Annotated in this window: 23 protein-coding genes and 1 tRNA gene; 7 read left to right on the top strand and 17 right to left on the bottom strand. The window is 43.1% G+C overall.

Annotation, left to right across the window (positions count from 1 at the left end):
• Nucleotides 1–121 precede the first annotated feature (121 nt).
• Both ACFILY_RS06430 and ACFILY_RS06425 read left to right on the top strand, forming a co-directional pair.
• Nucleotides 122–727: a 5-formyltetrahydrofolate cyclo-ligase gene (locus ACFILY_RS06430; RefSeq protein WP_375637716.1), complete on the top strand. Its 606-nt coding sequence runs from the start codon at nucleotides 122–124 to the stop codon at nucleotides 725–727.
• Nucleotides 728–745: 18 nt separating this feature from the next.
• Entirely contained in the window at nucleotides 746–1,567 is an 822-nt protein-coding gene (locus ACFILY_RS06425) for a TIGR00282 family metallophosphoesterase (RefSeq protein ID WP_273790841.1), read from the top strand.
• A gap of 368 nt (nucleotides 1,568–1,935) precedes the next feature.
• Here the strand turns inward: ACFILY_RS06425 and ACFILY_RS06420 are convergent, their stop codons facing one another.
• The 3 genes from ACFILY_RS06420 to ACFILY_RS06410 form a co-directional block, all read right to left on the bottom strand.
• Complete coding sequence (locus ACFILY_RS06420) at nucleotides 1,936–2,400, bottom strand: helix-turn-helix domain-containing protein (RefSeq protein WP_375645315.1); 465 nt, start codon at nucleotides 2,398–2,400, stop codon at nucleotides 1,936–1,938.
• A 327-nt stretch (nucleotides 2,401–2,727) separates the two neighbouring features.
• Nucleotides 2,728–4,023, bottom strand: a complete 1,296-nt coding sequence (gene murA / locus ACFILY_RS06415) for a UDP-N-acetylglucosamine 1-carboxyvinyltransferase (protein WP_375631456.1) — start codon at nucleotides 4,021–4,023, stop codon at nucleotides 2,728–2,730.
• A gap of 176 nt (nucleotides 4,024–4,199) precedes the next feature.
• On the bottom strand, nucleotides 4,200–4,352 hold the full coding sequence (locus tag ACFILY_RS06410) for a hypothetical protein (RefSeq protein ID WP_273790845.1): 153 nt from the start codon (nucleotides 4,350–4,352) through the stop codon (nucleotides 4,200–4,202).
• A 176-nt stretch (nucleotides 4,353–4,528) separates the two neighbouring features.
• Between ACFILY_RS06410 and ACFILY_RS06405 the strand changes: the two genes are divergently transcribed.
• Nucleotides 4,529–4,603, top strand: a tRNA-Thr gene (locus ACFILY_RS06405).
• 2 nt (nucleotides 4,604–4,605) lie between these two features.
• Here the strand turns inward: ACFILY_RS06405 and ACFILY_RS06400 are convergent.
• From ACFILY_RS06400 to ACFILY_RS06375, 6 genes are all read right to left on the bottom strand, one after another.
• Nucleotides 4,606–4,767 (bottom strand): hypothetical protein, encoded by a 162-nt coding sequence (locus ACFILY_RS06400; RefSeq protein WP_375631455.1) that lies wholly within the window; start codon nucleotides 4,765–4,767, stop codon nucleotides 4,606–4,608.
• A 132-nt stretch (nucleotides 4,768–4,899) separates the two neighbouring features.
• The gene (locus tag ACFILY_RS06395) at nucleotides 4,900–5,025 is read right to left on the bottom strand and encodes a hypothetical protein (protein ID WP_375631454.1); all 126 of its coding nucleotides are present in this window, start codon (nucleotides 5,023–5,025) and stop codon (nucleotides 4,900–4,902) included.
• A gap of 267 nt (nucleotides 5,026–5,292) precedes the next feature.
• A complete protein-coding gene (locus ACFILY_RS06390) occupies nucleotides 5,293–6,057 on the bottom strand; it encodes a lambda exonuclease family protein (protein WP_273790849.1) in 765 nt (254 codons plus the stop codon).
• A gap of 374 nt (nucleotides 6,058–6,431) precedes the next feature.
• Complete coding sequence (locus ACFILY_RS06385; protein WP_273790850.1) at nucleotides 6,432–6,620, bottom strand: hypothetical protein; 189 nt, start codon at nucleotides 6,618–6,620, stop codon at nucleotides 6,432–6,434.
• Between the two features lie 2 nt (nucleotides 6,621–6,622).
• On the bottom strand, nucleotides 6,623–7,012 hold the full coding sequence (locus ACFILY_RS06380; RefSeq protein WP_273790851.1) for a hypothetical protein: 390 nt from the start codon (nucleotides 7,010–7,012) through the stop codon (nucleotides 6,623–6,625).
• Between the two features lie 312 nt (nucleotides 7,013–7,324).
• Nucleotides 7,325–7,642 (bottom strand): XRE family transcriptional regulator, encoded by a 318-nt coding sequence (locus ACFILY_RS06375; RefSeq protein WP_273790852.1) that lies wholly within the window; start codon nucleotides 7,640–7,642, stop codon nucleotides 7,325–7,327.
• Nucleotides 7,643–8,058: 416 nt separating this feature from the next.
• Here ACFILY_RS06375 and ACFILY_RS06370 point away from each other — a divergent pair, with 416 nt between their 5' ends.
• On the top strand, nucleotides 8,059–9,129 hold the full coding sequence (locus tag ACFILY_RS06370) for a YdaU family protein (protein ID WP_375631453.1): 1,071 nt from the start codon (nucleotides 8,059–8,061) through the stop codon (nucleotides 9,127–9,129).
• Between the two features lie 161 nt (nucleotides 9,130–9,290).
• Here ACFILY_RS06370 and ACFILY_RS06365 read toward each other — a convergent pair whose 3' ends face one another.
• Entirely contained in the window at nucleotides 9,291–9,488 is a 198-nt protein-coding gene (locus ACFILY_RS06365; protein WP_375631452.1) for a hypothetical protein, read from the bottom strand.
• Nucleotides 9,485–9,607 (bottom strand): hypothetical protein, encoded by a 123-nt coding sequence (locus ACFILY_RS06360; protein WP_375631451.1) that lies wholly within the window; start codon nucleotides 9,605–9,607, stop codon nucleotides 9,485–9,487. Before ACFILY_RS06360 ends, ACFILY_RS06365 begins: the two co-directional genes overlap by 4 nt.
• 94 nt (nucleotides 9,608–9,701) lie before the next feature.
• Between ACFILY_RS06360 and ACFILY_RS06355 the strand changes: the two genes are divergently transcribed.
• The gene (locus tag ACFILY_RS06355) at nucleotides 9,702–9,995 is read left to right on the top strand and encodes a hypothetical protein (RefSeq protein ID WP_375631450.1); all 294 of its coding nucleotides are present in this window, start codon (nucleotides 9,702–9,704) and stop codon (nucleotides 9,993–9,995) included.
• 101 nt (nucleotides 9,996–10,096) lie between these two features.
• Entirely contained in the window at nucleotides 10,097–12,706 is a 2,610-nt protein-coding gene (locus ACFILY_RS06350) for a toprim domain-containing protein (protein ID WP_375673296.1), read from the top strand.
• A gap of 107 nt (nucleotides 12,707–12,813) precedes the next feature.
• On the opposite strand, the gene ACFILY_RS06345 is transcribed toward ACFILY_RS06350, so the two are convergent.
• From ACFILY_RS06345 to ACFILY_RS06325, 5 genes are read right to left on the bottom strand one after another with little or no spacing between them, the layout of a single operon-like run.
• Nucleotides 12,814–13,269: a hypothetical protein gene (locus ACFILY_RS06345; protein WP_375631449.1), complete on the bottom strand. Its 456-nt coding sequence runs from the start codon at nucleotides 13,267–13,269 to the stop codon at nucleotides 12,814–12,816.
• Entirely contained in the window at nucleotides 13,248–13,931 is a 684-nt protein-coding gene (locus tag ACFILY_RS06340; protein ID WP_375631448.1) for a hypothetical protein, read from the bottom strand. The genes ACFILY_RS06345 and ACFILY_RS06340 overlap by 22 nt, the downstream gene beginning before the upstream one ends.
• A gap of 56 nt (nucleotides 13,932–13,987) precedes the next feature.
• Nucleotides 13,988–14,113, bottom strand: a complete 126-nt coding sequence (locus ACFILY_RS06335) for a hypothetical protein (protein ID WP_375637689.1) — start codon at nucleotides 14,111–14,113, stop codon at nucleotides 13,988–13,990.
• A gap of 58 nt (nucleotides 14,114–14,171) precedes the next feature.
• A complete protein-coding gene (locus tag ACFILY_RS06330; protein WP_375637688.1) occupies nucleotides 14,172–14,495 on the bottom strand; it encodes a hypothetical protein in 324 nt (107 codons plus the stop codon).
• A 24-nt stretch (nucleotides 14,496–14,519) separates the two neighbouring features.
• Nucleotides 14,520–15,146: a hypothetical protein gene (locus ACFILY_RS06325; protein WP_375637687.1), complete on the bottom strand. Its 627-nt coding sequence runs from the start codon at nucleotides 15,144–15,146 to the stop codon at nucleotides 14,520–14,522.
• A 684-nt stretch (nucleotides 15,147–15,830) separates the two neighbouring features.
• Between ACFILY_RS06325 and ACFILY_RS06320 the strand changes: the two genes are divergently transcribed.
• Entirely contained in the window at nucleotides 15,831–16,400 is a 570-nt protein-coding gene (locus ACFILY_RS06320; protein WP_273790862.1) for a hypothetical protein, read from the top strand.
• A gap of 707 nt (nucleotides 16,401–17,107) precedes the next feature.
• Here the strand turns inward: ACFILY_RS06320 and ACFILY_RS06315 are convergent.
• Nucleotides 17,108–17,245, bottom strand: coding sequence for a hypothetical protein (locus ACFILY_RS06315; protein WP_375637686.1), 138 nt, complete (start codon nucleotides 17,243–17,245; stop codon nucleotides 17,108–17,110).
• Between the last annotated feature and the right edge of the window lie 1,463 nt (nucleotides 17,246–18,708).

The raw sequence follows: 18,708 nt of genomic DNA, 5'->3' as shown, positions 1-18,708 counted from the left end.
ATAAAGAGCACACACTTTTTTTCATGCTTTTTTCATGAGCACAGCTCTTGTCCATACAGAGATTTACAAAACGCCAACAATGGATAAAATACCAGCATCTTATAAAACAATTGACGAGACAATGACAAATAATCCCCTCTGTGAATCTGCTTCATCTCTTCGCACACAGCAACGCAAAAGCGGTTTATCGCGTCGTGATGCTCTTTTAACAGAAGAGCGCGCACTCTTTTCGCAACGTGCTTGTTGCCACTTTATTGAATACCTTGAAAAGAAGGGAACCGATTTTTCACGCCTCATTTTAGCAGGCTATTGGCCCATTAAATCGGAAATTGACCCGCGTCCTTTACTGGATGCTGTAGCGTTACGCGGTGGACGTTTAGCCTTACCAGCAGTGCTTGATTCCACCACCATGATTTTCCGTGCATTTTCGCCCAGCACGATTTTAGAGCCCATGCGTTTTGGCACCTTTGGTCCCAGTGCCGACAATGAGGTTGTTGTCCCCAATAATATTATTGTTCCGCTTTCTGCGTTTGATCGTCACTGTCACCGTCTTGGCTATGGAGGGGGATACTATGACCGTGCGGTTGAAGCTCTTGAAAAACAAGGGCATCAAATGACATTATGGGGCATAGGGTTTTCATGTCAGGAGGTTTTCTCTATTCCCGCAGCAGAACATGATCTACAGGTACAAGGAATTTTTACAGAAAAAGGTTTCTTAAAATGTTAAAGTGTGATTAAAGCGCCTATGCGTTTTTTATTTTTAGGTGACATTGTTGGTAGCACAGGCTGTAAAGCTGTTTTTGAACACCTTCCTCAACTGATTGAGAAATGGCAGCTTGATTTTGTTGTGGTAAATGGTGAAAATGCCTCTGGTGGTTTTGGTCTTAAGCAAGAGACATATCAAGATCTTTTGATGACCGGTGTTGATGTTGTCACCACAGGCAATCATGCTTTTTCTCACAAAGAAGCATTGCAGTATGCCCATGAGAGTGATCGTTTTTTACGCCCTGCCAATTTTTCGAAAGAAACTCCCGGAAAAGGTGCTGGTGTTTTTACGGCAAAAAATGGCGCCCGTGTTCTTGTCGCCAATCTGTTGGGCAACGTTTTTATGCCGTGCAAAGTAGAAGATCCATTTGAAACAGCGGAAAATATTCTTCTTGCCTGTTCGTTGATGGAGCAAGCCGATACGATTATTTTTGACTTTCACGCAGAAACGACAAGCGAGAAGCAATGTTTAGGCCATTTTCTGGATGGTCGTGTGAGTGTTATCGTTGGCACACATACGCACATTCCCACGGCTGACGCGCAGATCTTAGAAGGTGGGAGCGCCTATTTAACAGATGCAGGCATGTGTGGAGATTATAACTCCTCTCTTGGAATGGATAAAGAAGAACCCTTACACCGTTTTCTTTATAAGACGAAGCAAGACCGTTTTGAACCGGCGTGTGGTCCCGCCACCCTTTGTGGTTTAGCGGTTGAGATTTCAGATCGCACCGGTTTAGCAGAAAAGGTCTCAGCGGTACGGATTGGTCCTCATTTAAAGCCTGAAGTTCCGGATTTTTGGTAGCTTCTTTTAAAGCCGCCCCTTTGATGATCGCTCTCCACTGTGCGCCCTTTGGATGATTGCTCTCCAAGATTTCCTTTTGAGAACTCTATTTGGCAAGATGATTTTTCAAGCCCTTCCCAAATCCTAAAAACACCCCACCCTCCAATTTGCCTAATACAGCAACTTTTCTAGCACAAATAAGTCACTCTTTTTAAAAGGATAAAAGATAAAGGATAAAAATTTTCGTGATTTTTAAAATGATGAGAAGGAGGTTTTATTTGGACATTTCTGCGGGGGGGGGGGAGGAGAAATGTTAACCCCCTTCTCTAGAAAAAGCTTTATATAATAATTTATTATTTAGCAAGAGCCTCTTTAATTTTTTTTTGATTCTAACGAAAATTTAATCTTAAAATTGCTTTCTGCTTTTTAGGTTTGAGCTCTCTAAAACTTTTCAAAAGGATATGCTCTTCTTTACTTCCGATTCTTTCATCACAGTAATACAAAGCATTTTCTTTTGTTGAGAGATCAGCGTAAAAAAAGGCAATAGGAACATTGAGAATATCGGCAAATTCTTGTAAACGCCCAGCTCCTATACGATTAGAGCCTTTTTCATATTTTTGGATTTGTTGAAAAGTCACACCTAACTGACTGCCTAATTTCTTTTGCGACATTCCCAGCATTGTTCTTTTAAAGCGAATTTTTCTGCCTATCGCAATGTCGTTAAAGTGTGGATTTTTAGCTTTCACTTCAAGCTCCCCTACCGGTTGCGAGCACCTCTTATGCGTATTCCGGGAGTCAAAAACACTGAGTTCAGTCAGCTTTTTTGCTTTTAGTGCTAGAGCGCACTTGGACATGGCAAAAACTCCCGGAATCCCGAGAAACCCACAAGAGTAGGCTAATCTTATGTACTGAACTTTAGGGCTTTCAGACCCTACTGATCGTTGCGTAGACGACCAAAGTTACAGTGTTATTTATAAAGTAATTTCATGAAATTAGCAATAAAATTTAAAAACAGTCTTTATTTGTTTGTTTTATGAGCCCCACCCGCCTCTCAAACTTTTATGCCCGCTCGTAAAAGCTCCAAAACCATGAGATAAACCCCGCGTTTATTGAGAAAATGAACAAAGCTTGCTTCTTGAGATCAAACCCCTTAAAGGCAGACCGAATACCTTCGAAGAGAATTACACTGTGATGCGTTGGATTTTTGCGCCACAACGGACTAATTTTTCTTCTAATCTCTCAAATCCACGATCAAGATGATAGACACGATTGACGATTGTTTCCCCCTTTGCCGCCAACGCTGCAATCACAAGAGAAACAGAAGCACGCAAATCCGTCGCCATAACGGGAGCCCCTTGCAAATTCTCTGTTCCATAGACGGTTGCCGTCTGCCCATCAAGCTTTATCTGTGCTCCTAAGCGATTGAGTTCTTGAACATGCATAAAACGATTTTCGAAAACCGTCTCTGTAATATGCGCGGTTCCTTCAGCCCGTGTCATGAGCGCCATGAATTGGGCTTGGAGATCGGTTGGAAAAGCAGGATAAGGTCCTGTTTTAATATCAACGGGCATAATTTTGGTGTTCTTTGGATTTCGCTTAACATGAATTCCTTGAGGTTCTATTTGAATCTCGAGTCCTGTTTTTTGGAGCACCTTAAGCACTTTTGTGAGATGATTAGGATTTGCATTTTTAAGAAAGACATCTCCTCCTGTCATAGCAACAGCCATTGCATATGTCCCCGCTTCTATTCGATCAGCAATAACGCGTATTTTTGTCCCTTTAAGTTTTTTCACCCCTTCAATTGTAAGCGTTGTTGTTCCTTCACCGGTTATTTGAGCCCCCATAGCATTCAGGGTTCGAATAAGGTTTGTCACTTCTGGCTCACAAGCCGCATTCTCAAGAACGGTTGTTCCCTTTGCCGTTGTCGCCGCCATCAGCAGCACATGGGTTCCCCCAACAGTGACTTTAGGGAAACGATAGTGATCACCTTTTAAGCCCCTTGGCGCTTTTGCATGAACATATCCATTTTCGATCGAAATCTGTGCGCCTAAAGTTTTGAGTCCTTCAAGGATAAAATCGACAGGTCTTGTTCCAATAGCACATCCTCCAGGAAGCGAAACATAAGCCTCTGCGCATCGTGCAAGCAGAGGTCCGATAACCCAAAAGCTTGCACGCATTTTTTTCACCAGTTCGTATGGCGCCCGTGTTGTGGCTATTTTTTGCGCCGTAAAATGAATTGTTCTTGAATTCACACATTCATCGTTAAACTCTTGTCCATCAACGGCATATCCCACACCATGATTATTGAGAATACGAATAAGCAATTCGACATCGGCCAGATGAGGAATATTTTCTAAAGTAAGCGTTTCTTCTGTCAAAAGCGCCGCAATCATAAGAGGCAAGGCAGCATTTTTTGCTCCTGATATAGGAATTGTTCCTTTAAGTTTTTCTCCCCCAACAATTTGAATAGAATCCATAGTGTTTTCCCTCTTTTCCTTTGTGCCTGCCCTTCCAAAGGATTGTCCCCCTTCGGGAAGTTATGCTTTATTAATCGTTTTAGAACGCATTCTAAATATGAGAACAAATTATTGAGAAGTTTGGTTGCAAAGCTTCACTAAAAAACATTTTTTTGCATTTTAGAGCTTTTTGCATTTTAGAGCTCTGTTTGTGCTCTTTTTCGGCATTGTTCTTTTCGACGTTTCAGGTTTTGACGCAATTGTTGCGCCAATCTTTCTTGACGTCGTTTTGCTTTTTCATCTTGATGATTCATTTCATTTTGTTTTTGTTTTTGATACATTTGTGTCATTGCGCAACCTTTTAAACAGTGTTGAGCTTCTATCCAAGCAACTCATAACCTTAAATATTTAAGCATATAAGAAACATATGTCATGACATAAGATACGTTTTCTTGCAAGAATATACAAATGTTCTCTTGCCTATTTTCTGACAATATGGCACAAGACAGCGCAAAGATTGAAAAGGGCTGCGGTAGCTCAGTGGTAGAGCACTCCCTTGGTAAGGGAGAGGTCGAGAGTTCAATCCTCTCTCGCAGCACCATTTTATTCTTCTTTTGCCTCTCTCTTCTTGCCCCTATAAGCCTTCTCTATAAGCCTCAATTTTTTCCCCCAGCCTCCATTGGCTTCATCACATCCTCCATCCTTTAAACCATGCGCTTCAATGGCGTCAAAATCAATGGCTTCAATGACGCACTTAATCTCCAAAATGCTTTATGAGCGGCTTTTGAAATTGACACACCCCAAAGAATAGCCCCCCTCCCATTGGCTTCCCCCTTTTTTCCCTAAACCACCGGTTGTCCCCAACACGTCCCCCACAGTTCCTCATGCATAGGCTCTTCATGCCTCTACATCCCTTTTCCCATATCGGCTAAAAAAACGCCCCTCAAACGACTCTTTCCCAAAAAACAAAAGCATAACGCGCACCATTGTCACCGCAATGAAAAAGCACTCAAGTCCTTTCATTGCGGCGCTCTCCCCCAGCACGCACCACAAAAGCTCCCAAAATCACACCTCCATACCTCTAAGCACTTGGCCTTACTCCCATTCTCGTTTTCCTCTCCAGCATACGCCTTGCATGCGCTCCAAGCACCCTTTCTTCCCCCCATTTCCCAACATGCTTTCACATTCATGTCCCTTAAGTTCGCTACGCTCCCTACTTCCCTGCGCCCCTTGTTTGACACCCTCCTCCAACATAAAAACCGGCTCTTTTCTCCCTCTGCTCTTTCCTTTTTATAGAACTTTGCCTCTCCTCAACGCTGCACACGATCCCTTTCTTGCCCGCCTCATTCTTGTTTTGCCCTCCAGCAGACGCTTTGTCTTCATTCCAAGCACCCTTTCTTCCCCCTCCTTCAAAGCAATTTCTGTCCTTAGATGAAAACCTGTCCCAACACTCTTAATTTGCTGTACCATCTTCTCCAAAGCCTCATTAAAACGGCTAATTTCATTTTCAAGCTTGCAAATATACGCTTCATCACGATAAGCCCGTTTAATCAAAGGAGGCATATCCGGCCAATAGAGCATTAAATCCACCCATTCGCGTTGAGAAATCCATAATCCCCCTTGACATTGTGCTTTATGTTCTGCTGGAAAATTCTTTTGCATGAAATGAGGGATCAAAATTTCAGGTTTTTTTGTTTTAATTTCTAATAAGCCATTTTTTCCCACAAAAGCATCGGGGGAAAATCCTTGTCCGCGATCATCAGCCAAAACAAAGCCAATACATTCAGGTTCTGTATGTGTAAGTTCCCCATAAAGCTGTCGTGCGATTGGTTCTAATTCTGTTCCACGTCGCTGAGAAAGCGTTGTTCCTTCCTCAACGGTTTTTCCTGTAATTCTTTCTCCCGCCAATTTCATCATCACACTCTGATAGCGTGAAGTTTTTTGCCCCTGTTTTTTTTGTGCCATAACCATCTCAAACAAAGAAGCCGTAATCAAACCATTACGCACTTTCTGCCATTCTTCTGTTCCTTGAATACAATCGATAATAATTGGCATGACCTTTCTCCCCTTCATCTTTAAAGTGTTTTTTGCAATATATCCTCTTTGAAACATTCATATTTTTAAAGCCTGTGTCCCTCACACGGACTAAAGGCGACAACATCCTTCAATGCATCCTTCAATATTGTGCCCCGAAAACACAAAAACTGCTGCCCCCCTCAACATCCCCCCTCCGCAATTTCTCATATATAGGCTCTTTTCTTCATGCCCCCCCTTTCCCATATCGGTTAAGAAAACCCCCGCAAAGCTCCTCCTCCCAAGCTCTCCCCCCAAGTCGGGCCCCCCCAAGAACGAAAGCATAACGCACACCATTATCACCGCAATGAAAAAGCACTTGGACCCTTTCATTGCGGCTTCCTTTTTCAACCCTGCTATTGCACGACGGAAAAATCATGGCGGCAATATTCTTCCTCCAATTTTTTTGCCATAGACTGAGCCACCTCTTGCGATATAAAAAGTATAGCGTTGTGTTTTTGTGGTTCGAGTCTGATTAAATTTCGCATATTTCCAGCATAATAAAGTGGAATCCCTTGATAAGAAGTCTTGAGATAACTTGGCATGTTTACCACCAATAATCTGTCAAGACATCACATGGGCGTAAACGATGCTGTTTTTCATAAGAGCCATAGAGATTATCTTCATAATCGCAAGCCGCTCTTTCATTTAAACAAGCATGATAAGCTTCACTATTCAAAATGAAGGGCTGCAATTGTGTATTTTCTTCATTCATTTCATGATTTTCGACATAAAAATCAGCGATTTGTTCCGTAACATCTTCAGCATGAGAAGTTGTCAGATCGAGTCGTAAAACTCTATAAACAGTTTCACATTCTTCAATCAGTTCGAGCACTTCTTCGATTTCGTCGATTGGTCCTTCATAAGTACAAGGATTTTCCTCTTCGCATAAAACGATAATGATTTCATCCTCTTTAACGAATGAAATATTTTTCATGATTTCCCCCTTTAGATAGTTGATAAAGCATAGCCTTGTCTTGACAAGACTAAATATAGCGTTAGTCTTATCTCCTCTATAGGAGAGATGTCAACCATTTTATCCTTCATAAAAGATATATTTTAAATATCTACGGGGTTCAAATGACATATGTAAATAAAAATCTATTATTCTTTGTTCCTCTCATGCCCCTTTGTTGTTCTCTATTTGTTCTTACAAAATTGCAATTATAAACACACAGGAGAGATAAAATGAGTGACATAATATTAATAAAATACTGGAGTCGCCTTGATTCAAAAGCACAGAAGGAAGTTATTTTGAAGCTTCGTCAATTGGCCGCCGCAAAAGAGTCAAAATCGCCTGTCTCTCTTGCGGAGAGAGTTTCGAAATAAGCTCTATAAATTCTTTATCTTCAGGGCTAGCCCCTTTACCATAAAGAATATAATTCATACTGATATTAATTTCGTGACAAATTCGCGAGAGGGATTCGATTGTTGGTTCTTTTCCTTCAGAAAGAATAGAATGAAGGTACCCCGCGCCTTTACCGGCAGCGAGGGAGATAGATCTTTTTGACCGCCCACTTTTTTCCAAAGCGATTCTTAATCTTTGACGCCAACCATCGATATTCATAATTTCACCATATAGCGCGTCTTTTTAAAAAAACACGTCCTTTTTATAAAACGAGCTTGCATTATCCTCTAAAAAGGATAAAATTAAGGAAACAAATTTTACTTTTTCGGGGGAAATTTTTTTATTTTTGGATCATAAAAACACTTTAACCACCCTACAGGATATAAAAGACCACTCTCCAAAGCTTCTGCCCAAAAGCAAGTACGTTGAGAATGTGTGGTATTCTTTATTTTTTCCATCACCGCAATCTTAAATCGTAAGTTTGCATGCTCTTCAAGCACAGCCAATCATTTATAAGCGTCGTAAAGAAGCCTCTAGTCATCATCGAACAGAGCCAAAAGCAACACAAGTTAAATCCTTATTTGAGCTTTTATCATCAATAAAAATGTATAAAAAAGAAGAAAGTAGATTGCAGTATGAAACACGCTAATCAACAAGAAACTCCTCATTATGAATCGTCTAGGCTTCCATATGTTTGTTGGTATCAAAATGACTTTCTAGGAGGTGTACGTGGGATGCGCGCACACGAAATTGGAATCTATACGATTCTTCTCAATGAAATGTATGCCCGTGGACGACCTTTAGAAATATCGAAAGAACGTTTAGCGCGTCTTTGTGGTTGTGACAAGCGAACTTTTGTTAATGTTTTAGAAATGCTCATCCAAGAGGGTAAGATTTTAAATTTAGCCAATGGATTATGGAACAAGCGTTGCGAAAATATTTTTCAAGAGCGTGAAAAATTGCTTGAACAAAAATCCTTTGCGGGTCGTTCTTCGGCAAAAAAACGCAAAAAAATCAATGCAGAGATGCAACAACTGCTTAACGAAAGTCCAAAAGATGCTGCACAAAGCTCAGAAGCTCAAAAGACAGAAGAAAAGGAAACACCTTACGGTGTTTTAGAAAAGAAAATTTTGTTTGATGAGACAGAGCCTTGTTTTTCCTTCGAAGAGAACTTTGAACAAAGCGATCATCCATCCTCCTCATCGGCTCTTGATTCACCTCTCTCTTCCCCTCCACAAGAAGAAGCGGAGCAAAAAAACGCCCCCTCTTTAAACGCTCCCCAAGCCGAGTTTACCTCCGCCCCTATCGCGCAAATTGTCACGGGGGAAAAAACAAAATCCGCCACCACTCTTCCCCCCAGCAATCTTTCTGCCTCCATCCCGCTTTGCACCAACAAAAAAACCACTTCCTCAGTTGCCAAAGGGCACCGTCTTCCTGAGCATTGGCAAGCAGACATCAAGGCGGCAGTTTCAGAAGGTTTGAGTGAAAGCCAAGCCCATTGGCAAGAAAAGAAGTTTCGCGACTATTGGCAAGCCAAGAGCGGCAAAGAAGCTCTCAAAGTAGACTGGCAAGCCACATGGCGCAACTGGTTTCGCCGTGAGATCGAACGGCAAGAACAGCAAAAACAGGGAAGCTCCTCATCTTTCATCTCTGAGAACAACGACACCCTTTACCGCAGTTTGATCAACTATAATGACAATTTTTGACATCACAAAAACAACGTATTTTTCAAGCACGCGCGGGGATAAAAATGTTTCAAAACCACAACAGCATCGGACAAAATAACACAGAACAAAGGGCGGCAAAACAACACTTGGATAGGCGATTCACACAGCAAAACGCGTCAACATCGACCATTTTGCTCTCATCACAAAAGCCATTTTCCCCACACAAGGACATCCACAGGCACCCCAACACAAGGCACCCCAACAGGACACTCCAACATGCACCACACCCTCACAGGCATCCGCCCCGCCCTTCTTGCATCCTTCCTCCTTTCCTCAAAGCGCCACTTCCCATGCTCTTGGCAAACAAACACCAACACAGCCATTTCAGAAAAACTCAATGAAAAGCAAACTCTTTGGCAACAAACCCACCCCCTCCACACAGACACCCCAACATACACCCCAACAGGACTCCAACATGCACCACACCCTCACAGGCATCCGCCCCACCTTCTTGCATCCTTCCTTCTTCACCCCCTTCCTCCTTTTCTCAAGGCACCACTTCCCATGTTCTTGGCAAACAAACACCAATACAGCCATTTCAGAAAAACTCAATGAAAAGCAAACTCTTTGGCAACAAACCCACCCCTTCCACACAGGCATCCCAACAGGACTCCAGCATGCACCACACCCTCAAAACAGGCATACCCACCCCGCCCTTCTTTCACCCCCTTCCTCCTTTTTCTCAAGGCACCACTTCCCATGCTCTTAGCAAACAAACACCAACACAGCCATTTCAAAAAGGTTTGAGTGAGAGTCAAGCCCTTTGGCAAGCCAAGAGGTTTCGCGACTATTGGCAAGAAAAGAGCGGCAAAGAAGCTCTCAAAGTAAACTGGCAAGCCCCATAGCACCACGGGACTTTACGATCAGATCGAATGGTGAGAACAGCAAAAACAGAATCCTCACCTCCCACATCTTGAGAAAAACGACAATAATATCACGAATGACCATGAGCACAATTTTTGAAATCAAACAAAAACTTATCTCACAAGCCGATAAAATAGCAGAAATGCTTCTTCCCCAAGGGCACAAACGAGGCAACAATTGGATTGTAGGCAACACACGTGGTGAAGCGGGTCAAAGTTTATCGATTTGCTTAAGTGGTAGTAAAGCAGGACTTTGGTATGATTTTGCAGAAAGCACAGGAGGAGATCTTTTAGACCTTTGGTGTGAAGTCAAAGGCATTAGCCTCTCTCAAGCCTTAGAAGAAGCACGCGCGACTCTCAATTTGACACGCCCCAAACCCTTTATGGCGCCCCATCGTTCCTATCGCCGTCCACCGGTTCCTACAGGGCAGAGCCCGCAGAATCTTGTAAAAACCTATCTCCATGAAGAACGCCGCATTCCTCTAGAGATTATAAAACGTTACCGCATAGGAGAAAATGGCGAAAAAATCATTTTCCCCTTTTATAAACCCGACGGCACCCTTGCTTTAGTCAAAGAACGGCTTGCGCAAACGGGAGCAAAAACCAAACCAACAGCCTCCCAATGTGAACCGATTTTATTTGGTTGGCAAGCCCTTTACCCCACAAACCACCCCTCCACGCACACATCCCAGCAGGCAACCCAGCACACATCCCAGCAGGCATTCCAAAACACCGCCCAGCAGGTACCCTCAACCAACCCCACCTCCACACAGGCACCCCAAAACACCGCCTCAACCAACCACGCCTCCACGCAGGCGCCCCAAAACACCGCCTCAACCAACCACCCCTCCACACAGGCACCCCAAAACACCGCCTCAACCAACCACGCCTCCACGCAGGCGCCCCAAAACACCGCCTCAACCAACCACCCCTCCACACAGGCGCCCCAAAACACCGCCTCAACCAACCACGCCTCCACGCAGGCACCCCAAAACACCGCCTCAACCAACCACGCCTCCACGCAGGCACCCCAAAACACCGCCTCAACCAACCTCACCTCCACACAGGCGCCCCAAAACACCGCCTCAACCAACCACGCCTCCACAAAGGCATCCCAAAACACCGCCTCAACCAACCACCCCTCCACACAGGCGCCCCAAAACACCGCCTCAACCAACCACGCCTCTACACAGGCGCCCCAAAACACCGCCTCAACCAACCTCACCTCTACACAGGCGCCCCAAAACACCGCCACAACCAACCACGCCTCTACACAGGCGCCCCAAAACACCGCCACAACCAACCACGCCTCTACACAGGCGCCCCAAAACACCGCCTCAACCAACCTCACCTCCACACAGGCGCCCCAAAACACCGCCTCAACCAACCACCCCTCCACGCACACACCCCAGCAGGCACCCACGCACGCGCCCCAGCAGGCACCCACGCACGCGCCCCAACAGGCGCCATTCCCCAATTTTTCTTCAACAAACCGTACCATTGTTATCACTGAAGGAGAAATTGATGCGCTATCCTTAGCCGCCTATGGATATCCGGCGGTTTCTGTTCCCTTTGGAGGAGGCAGTGGAGGAAAACACAACTGGATTGAAAATGAATTTGATCATTTAGAATCTTTTGAAACGATTTTTTTAGCCACCGATATGGATCCGCCCGGAGAAGAAGCAGCCCGTGAGATTGCCAGCAGGCTTGGACGCCACCGTTGCTACCGTGTCCGTTTACCCCTTAAAGATGCCAATGACTGTTTAACCGCAGGGATCGATAAAGCCACCATAAAAGCTGCCTTTTCCTCAGCACAAAGCTTTGCCCCAGAAGGTTTACGGCGCGCCTCAGACTATAAAGATCAAGTGATTGGGCTTTTTTGGCCAGAGCCTGAAAAACATCTTGGTTATACGGTTCCCTATCCTAAACTGAAGGACAAATTGCATTTCCGCCCAGCAGAATTAACGCTCTGGAGTGGTGCGAGTGGTGCAGGTAAAAGCCAATTATTATCAGATTGTATTCCCCATTGGATTGCACAAAAGAGTCGCCTTTGCTTAGCGTCTCTAGAAATGAAAGGAGAACAATCACTTCGCCGTTTAACCAAACAAACGGGCGGCTTAGAACAGCCTACAAAAGAGACAATTGAACGGATTCTTCATTTTTTAGACGAAGGGCTTATTCTTTATGAGCATGTTGGCAAATCGAGCGTAGATACCTTGCTTGAAGTCTTTGACTATTGCCGTGCGCGCTATGGCTGCGATCAATTTATCATCGACAGTTTGATGCGGCTTGGCATTGCCTCTGATGATTATGCAAGACAAGAACAAGCGGTTTATAAAATGGTTGATTGGGCTGTTTTAAACAATGTGCATATTCACCTTGTCGCCCATGCCCGCAAAGGCGGTCTGGATAAAGATATCCCCAGCACAGAAGACATTAAAGGCGCCTCAGAAATTGGTGCCAATGCCTTTAACATCATCACCATTTGGCGCAATCGATCGTTGGAAGATAAAATCTTTGCCGCCTCTCTAGCACAAGAAAAAGCAGATTTAGCAAAACGCCCAGGCGTTATTATGAATATTGCCAAACAACGTTCTGGTGATTTTGAAGGCAAAATAGGGCTTTGGTTTGATCCCCAAACCTACCGCTATCGCTGTTCTTTTGAACAATCATTCCCTCGACGTTATCTGTAATACCCCATAAACCCCACTCTCTTAAAAAACGCCACCGCCTTCACACGCGCACGCCTTGCTCCCACAGAAACAACAGGAAGGATCAATCCACAAATAATGAAAAACACCTAATCCTTCGCAAACCAAAGCCAGCTCAACCCCATATACTCTGCTCCCAAAGGCAAACAAAAAAAGATCGCTCCAGCAATGGCGCAAAACACCAACCCCTTCAATAACCACAAACAACGCGTCACCACTCCATTTTGCCGCCCTCTCATATGCAAAATCAAGAACCACTCCAACAGTACAGCAAACACGATCCCCATCAAGGACAGGAGTCCCCACGGTATGTCCATACTCTCCATCCCCAAAAGAGCTAAAAAAAGGACGACTCCTAAAATGCCGTAAAACAGCACTTCCTTCAAAAAGAGGGAAACACCAAAAATACAATAAAACGCCGCTCGCCACCACGGAATATCGAAGCGCTTGGAAAGCCTATAAGTACCAATAACGACAACAATAAAAAGGTAGGAAAACACCAACAACAGCAAAAAAACACCAGCTACCTCAAAAACCAAGCCCATAGAACACGCGCACACCTTGCTCCCTCACAAACAAAAGGAAGGGTAAATCCAAAAATGAATAAAAACACCCAATCCTTCGAGAACCAAAGCCAGCTCAACCCTAGATTCTCTGCTCCCAGACGGGTAAAACAAAGGAGAGTACCCAAAATGCAGGAAAACAGCACAAAATTCAAAGCACGCAACGACCTCTGTAATACCGTATCACCTTGCTCGCGTATAAAGAACCCCAAGAGCACTTTCAACAATACAGACAAGAGCAAAACCTTTAAGAATACCGCCCTTATGCTATCCATATCTCTGACACCCACAGCAGCAAACCACAGGATAAAGCCCATCATGCAACAAAACATAACCGCCTTTAAGAACACTTGCCAAGCAACAGGCATGCTCTTGACGCCCAGATGCACCAAACCAAGGACAGTTGCAAAAATGCAAGAAAACACCGCCCCCTTCAAGAGCAGCTCCCCGTCAACAGCGCGCCTGCCCACGCCCACATAAATAAAACCAAGGTAGGTGGCAACAACGCCATAAAGCACCACCCATCTCCAAAACATCCCCCCTGTAACAGAGCGACGCTTTGCTCCCACATAAATAAAAATCAAGGCCAGAGCAAAAAAGCAGAAAACCCCCAACAACAGCCAAAACATCACATCGTTCGACATCAAATACCCCTCACAGAAAGAACATCAAAGACCACGCCCGTGGGACAGAAAAATGCTCATTTTTTTAAGCCCCCCAACAGTACACGCACACACCGTACCCCCTCCAGAGCAAAAAAAGAAACAGCTCCAATAATGCCCGCAAACACCAACCCCTTCAAAAACATGTCCCGTGCAACCACCATACGCCCCGCTCCTTCATTAAGTAAAAATCAGAGACCATGCCAAAAATGCAGCAAAAGATCAATCCTTTGCAAAGAATGAAAGCCTAAACCCAAGACGTTTTGCCCCTAGACAAATAAGCCCAAGGATAAGACCAAAGACAACGCCAAAAAGAATGTTAAACACCCACTTGTTTGAAAACCACAACCAAGTCAAACCAAAGTGCTCAGCTTGCCCATAAACAAACTTAGAGACAGCGATAATAATGAAGCTCAACGCCAAATTTTTTAAAAAAGCCTTCCTTGTAACCCCGAAAAACCTCATTGCCGCATAAATAGAAACAAAGACAAGAGCAACAAAGCAGAAAAACCCCAACCACTGCAAAAACATCACATCGTTCGACATCAAATACCCCTCACAGAAAGAACATCAAAGACCACGCCCGTGGGGAAGAGAAATGCTCATTTTTTTTAAGCACCACCCCAACAGTACACGCACACACCGTACCCCCTCCAGAGCAAAAAAAGGAACAAGTCCAATAGTGCCCACAAACACCCCATTGTTAAAGATCAAAAACCAGCGAACCCCCATATGCTTAGCGCCCACATGCGCCAACCCAACAACAGCTCCAACAACGCAGCAAAACACCAGAAACCTCAAAAAAGACACCCCACGTGATATCCCCTTACCCCGCACCCTCATAAGCAAAACCAAGGACATGTCCAGCAATGCAACAAACACCGCTCCTATCACTAAAAATTCCCACGATATATCAAAACGCTTCACTCCCTTATAAGCAAAGCCAAGAACCACTACAGCAATGGCGCAAAACACCACAGCCTTGAAAAACACGCCCCACGATACAGTCTTACGGTCTGCTCCCACAACAATAAAACAAAGGGTCGCTCCAGCAATGCAAGAAATCTCCACCCCCTGCCAAAACACCTCCCACGTCATAACCGGTCGCCCCGCATCCTCATAAGCAAAACCAAGGACCAAGCCAATAACGCAGAAAAACGCCAGCCCCTTCAAAAACATGTCCCGCGCAACCACCATACGCCCCGCTCCTTTATTAAGTAAAAATTAGAGACCATGCCAAAAATGCAGCAAAAGATCAATCCTTTGTAAAGAATGAAAGCCTAAAACCAAGACGCTTTGCCCCTAGACAAATAAGCCCAAGGATAAGACCAAAGACAACGCCAAAAAGAATGTGAAAGACCTAACTGTTTAAGAACCACAACCAAGTCAAACCAAAGTGCTCAGCTTGCGCATAAACAAACTTAGAGGTCACGCCAACAAAGAATGCAAGCACCCCACTCTTAAAAAAGTCCTTCCTTGTAACCGCGAAAAACCTCATTGCCGCATAAATAGAAACAAAGACAAGAGCAACAAAGCAGAAAACCCCAACCACGGCAAAAAAACCAAATCATGCGGCATCAATATCCCCCACAGCAGTAAAATTAAAGGTAACGCCCATCATGCAAAAAAAAATGCCAATCCTTTCAAGAAGCAAATCCACGCGAGACAACACACTTTTCCCCCATACAGCCTCCCCTATAAACCCCTCTCCTATAAAACAATGACAACATCCACAGAAAGCGACCCCTCACCCTTTTTTTGAAACTTCCCCTCACGCAAAAAGCAGACATAAAAACGTATCCCTCAACAAGCATACAACAGCACAATCCCGTTTCTTTGCATAAACATAAAGAAGCAAACGATAATTTTTAAGGAGATGCTATGACCCATAAGCAGAAAAAAAATATGCAAACCTGCCCGCTTGATCATCAAAATCAAGAAAAGCACATTGGTCATTTAAAGACGCAAGAAATCCCTGTTGAAACGCGTAATCCTTATTTTAAACCCAATCATCGAGAAAGTTCCAGCAACCCGCGCACCATCAATGCCATTGCCAATGCACAAAGCCATCCCATTGCACTTTTATATGCGAAAGGACATCTCAGCAAAGCCCAATATAAAGCGGCAGAACGTTTTTATTTTTACTGGCGTCAAAGCCAAGCCGATCTCCACATGAGCCTTGACTACACCCGTGAAAAGGTTTCCTGTAGCCAAGGGTACATACACCCCATTGAACGTCAAATAGAAGCCTCCAATCATTTAAGAACAATCAAAGTTCAACTGGGTATTCTTGGCTATTCACTGCTTGAACGCGTTATCGGCCATGGACAAGCGATAAAAGAATTAAGTTCTTCAAAACGCAAACAAAACTCCCTTGCCGATCATTTACGAGATTGTTTAGACTTGCTCGCATTTCATTGGGGATATGCAAACCATAAACATTTTGAATAATCCCCCTCCTCGCCATTTTAAGCGGCCTCCCATGTTGCCCCCGCCCCTCTAAAGAAACCTCCCCCACACGGGCTCAAGCATTGAGCAGCTCTCGCCCCCATTTTCATTACCTTGCCCCCCACACCCAAAAGGACAATACTTCACCCCCCACACATACTGAAGATACACCCCACACTCTTAAAAACAAAAAGCCTTCCCCATATCAGTCCTATAATCATGAGGGGCTCTTAATTCGTTTTTGATTGAAGAATATTATCAAGATGCTTGTATGCATCATAATATTTTTAAATATAGTTTAATTAATATCGAGTCTTAAAACAAATATTCAATTGAAAAAAGTGTTGAGTTTTAATGCAAAATGACAAAATTTTTTGTAAAAAGTATTTTTTATATTGCTATTTTTTCAATTCTCTGCTAATTATAATGTGGTAGGTTCTTTAAGTATGATTTTTTGTATTTAGTACGGCCTTTTGAATTTATTCTTTTTTGACACGTCCTGCGAGTCAATGTTAAAATTCTCCTGCTCTTTGGTCCTCTAATTGCGACGGAGGACTTTTTTTTATAACTGTACTTTTTTATGACTGTATTGTCTTAAATCACTTCCTTATGAGCTTTGTTATATTCCTCCATAAGGTCTACCCGCAAAATAGATCATTCTTTTGTCAAATTGACTTGCGTTTCATTCTCAAAGAACAAAGATTCTTAACTCAATCTGATTTACAAACAGCTTGGATACACTTCTCTCTTGGCTTCCATTTCCTCTTGGCTTCCATTTCCTCTTGGCTTCCATTTCCTCTTGGTTTCCATTTCCTCTTGGCTTCCATTTCCTCTTGGCTTCCATTCACTCTTGGCTTCCATTCAGGGATTTTCAGCTAAACTCAAGGCGCAACAGGAGCTTGCTCTGTCTTAAAGATTCACCACGCCCTTAAAAAAACACTTAAAACATATCCAAAGAAGCCTGCTTCATATCACCAAACTTCAAATGACAGTGTTTTACGACATAACAGAATGACTTAACTACTGGATAACTTTCTTTATCGCATAGTCCACCAACAGGTTAATGTATCACGATAATACTTTGATTTATAATAATTTCCAGTTATCCATATAAAATTAAGAGACCCGGATATCATAGGGATTCTCTCATTTCAAATTTATTTCATGTTGCATCAATCAACACCTTGTCTTTTCCACATTACAAACATGAGAGACATATGAAATAAAACACTAGCAAGATAAAGAATCAAAATGCCTCTTATGAACACGCTCAAGAGCCAAAGGCTGTCATCACATGAGGCGCGAATAGTATGATAGTGCAGGCTTTCCCCTTATGAGATTTTAAAGAAGAGCTTATCCACTTCGCAAGAGATTTCTCCATTATCCCATTCATCAATATCCCCATTCATCAACATCCCCATTCATCAACATCCCCATTCATCAACATCCCCATTCATCAACATCATTGTGATGATAAGACAACATAATGTTTTTTAAACAAGTACGTAAATGTGCAACACAAATATATTCTATTTAGAACATTCTGTTTTACGTGATTCGCGTAAAACCTCATTAAAAACAAAATCTCTATGAGAAAAAATCTAAAGCGTGAGGATAAAAACATGAAGCAAGCGTGATTCCATTCAGCTATTGCTCTTTAACCGTCAAACCAAATAAAAATAGATCCGGCCAAATAAAAATAGATCCAGAAAGTATGTTAATCTTCCTACCTTAAGAGATAAGCTAAGAATATAGACAACATCTCTCCTAACATTCCCCTTTTTCTAGCATCGCGTAAGAATCAAAAGTTATACAGCTTATTTTGTCATATTATAAAGCACTGTTTTTTTAAGGCGGTATTGAAGCAGTTAAAACAATTGAAGTGTTTAGCCAACGCCATTAGCAAAGCTAAAAAAAACAAACTGTTGAAAAGCCGTGCATATCTTGTGTAAACACAAAAAAAACAAGAAAAAGGCACAAAAATATCTTAATTTTTATAAAAATGCTCAGCGTCTTTTACGATTGTATTGACGAACAACCCTTATCACATAATCATCTTAAATATTGAGAATAAAGAATGAATAGCCCTCGCAAATACAGCAACCTATCAATAAAAATATAAAAACAAATCTTTTGGTTATCTCTGTTTCTTATGGAATATGCCTTTCCCTATGGATGCACTTTAGCCTCCAAAGAGTGCGTTCAATCCATGGAAAGGATGCACTCCAGCCCTTAAAGAGTGCATCCTTCCCCTCAACGGAAACTGCCAAACCCTCATAAGGCAGTATCCAATCCATAAGAGGATGCACTC

This window comes from Bartonella sp. CL25QHWL, assembly GCF_042195335.1.
Lineage (GTDB): Bacteria > Pseudomonadota > Alphaproteobacteria > Rhizobiales > Rhizobiaceae > Bartonella.
Note: the sequence above shows the minus strand (reverse complement) of the source record. Positions and strands in the feature narration are given on the sequence as shown.

Coding starts and splice junctions, on each gene's coding strand:
- ACFILY_RS06335 (WP_375637689.1), bottom strand. CDS start 14,113: ATGGTGGTTGCACGGGACATGTTTTTGAAGGGGTTGGTGTTTGCGGGC.
- ACFILY_RS06325 (WP_375637687.1), bottom strand. CDS start 15,146: ATGGTGGTTGCGCGGGACATGTTTTTGAAGGGGCTGGCGTTTTTCTGC.
- ACFILY_RS06395 (WP_375631454.1), bottom strand. CDS start 5,025: ATGAAAGGACTTGAGTGCTTTTTCATTGCGGTGACAATGGTGCGCGTT.
- ACFILY_RS06380 (WP_273790851.1), bottom strand. CDS start 7,012: ATGAAAAATATTTCATTCGTTAAAGAGGATGAAATCATTATCGTTTTA.
- ACFILY_RS06360 (WP_375631451.1), bottom strand. CDS start 9,607: ATGCAAGAAGGTGGGGCGGATGCCTGTGAGGGTGTGGTGCATGTTGGA.
- murA (WP_375631456.1), bottom strand. CDS start 4,023: ATGGATTCTATTCAAATTGTTGGGGGAGAAAAACTTAAAGGAACAATT.
- ACFILY_RS06385 (WP_273790850.1), bottom strand. CDS start 6,620: ATGCCAAGTTATCTCAAGACTTCTTATCAAGGGATTCCACTTTATTAT.
- ACFILY_RS06425 (WP_273790841.1), top strand. CDS start 746: ATGCGTTTTTTATTTTTAGGTGACATTGTTGGTAGCACAGGCTGTAAA.
- ACFILY_RS06430 (WP_375637716.1), top strand. CDS start 122: ATGACAAATAATCCCCTCTGTGAATCTGCTTCATCTCTTCGCACACAG.
- ACFILY_RS06330 (WP_375637688.1), bottom strand. CDS start 14,495: ATGTCGAACGATGTGATGTTTTTGCAGTGGTTGGGGTTTTTCTGCTTT.
- ACFILY_RS06340 (WP_375631448.1), bottom strand. CDS start 13,931: ATGTCGAACGATGTGATGTTTTGGCTGTTGTTGGGGGTTTTCTGCTTT.
- ACFILY_RS06375 (WP_273790852.1), bottom strand. CDS start 7,642: ATGAATATCGATGGTTGGCGTCAAAGATTAAGAATCGCTTTGGAAAAA.
- ACFILY_RS06350 (WP_375673296.1), top strand. CDS start 10,097: ATGAGCACAATTTTTGAAATCAAACAAAAACTTATCTCACAAGCCGAT.
- ACFILY_RS06345 (WP_375631449.1), bottom strand. CDS start 13,269: ATGGGCTTGGTTTTTGAGGTAGCTGGTGTTTTTTTGCTGTTGTTGGTG.
- ACFILY_RS06355 (WP_375631450.1), top strand. CDS start 9,702: ATGAAAAGCAAACTCTTTGGCAACAAACCCACCCCTTCCACACAGGCA.
- ACFILY_RS06410 (WP_273790845.1), bottom strand. CDS start 4,352: ATGACACAAATGTATCAAAAACAAAAACAAAATGAAATGAATCATCAA.
- ACFILY_RS06370 (WP_375631453.1), top strand. CDS start 8,059: ATGAAACACGCTAATCAACAAGAAACTCCTCATTATGAATCGTCTAGG.
- ACFILY_RS06420 (WP_375645315.1), bottom strand. CDS start 2,400: ATGTCCAAGTGCGCTCTAGCACTAAAAGCAAAAAAGCTGACTGAACTC.
- ACFILY_RS06390 (WP_273790849.1), bottom strand. CDS start 6,057: ATGCCAATTATTATCGATTGTATTCAAGGAACAGAAGAATGGCAGAAA.
- ACFILY_RS06320 (WP_273790862.1), top strand. CDS start 15,831: ATGACCCATAAGCAGAAAAAAAATATGCAAACCTGCCCGCTTGATCAT.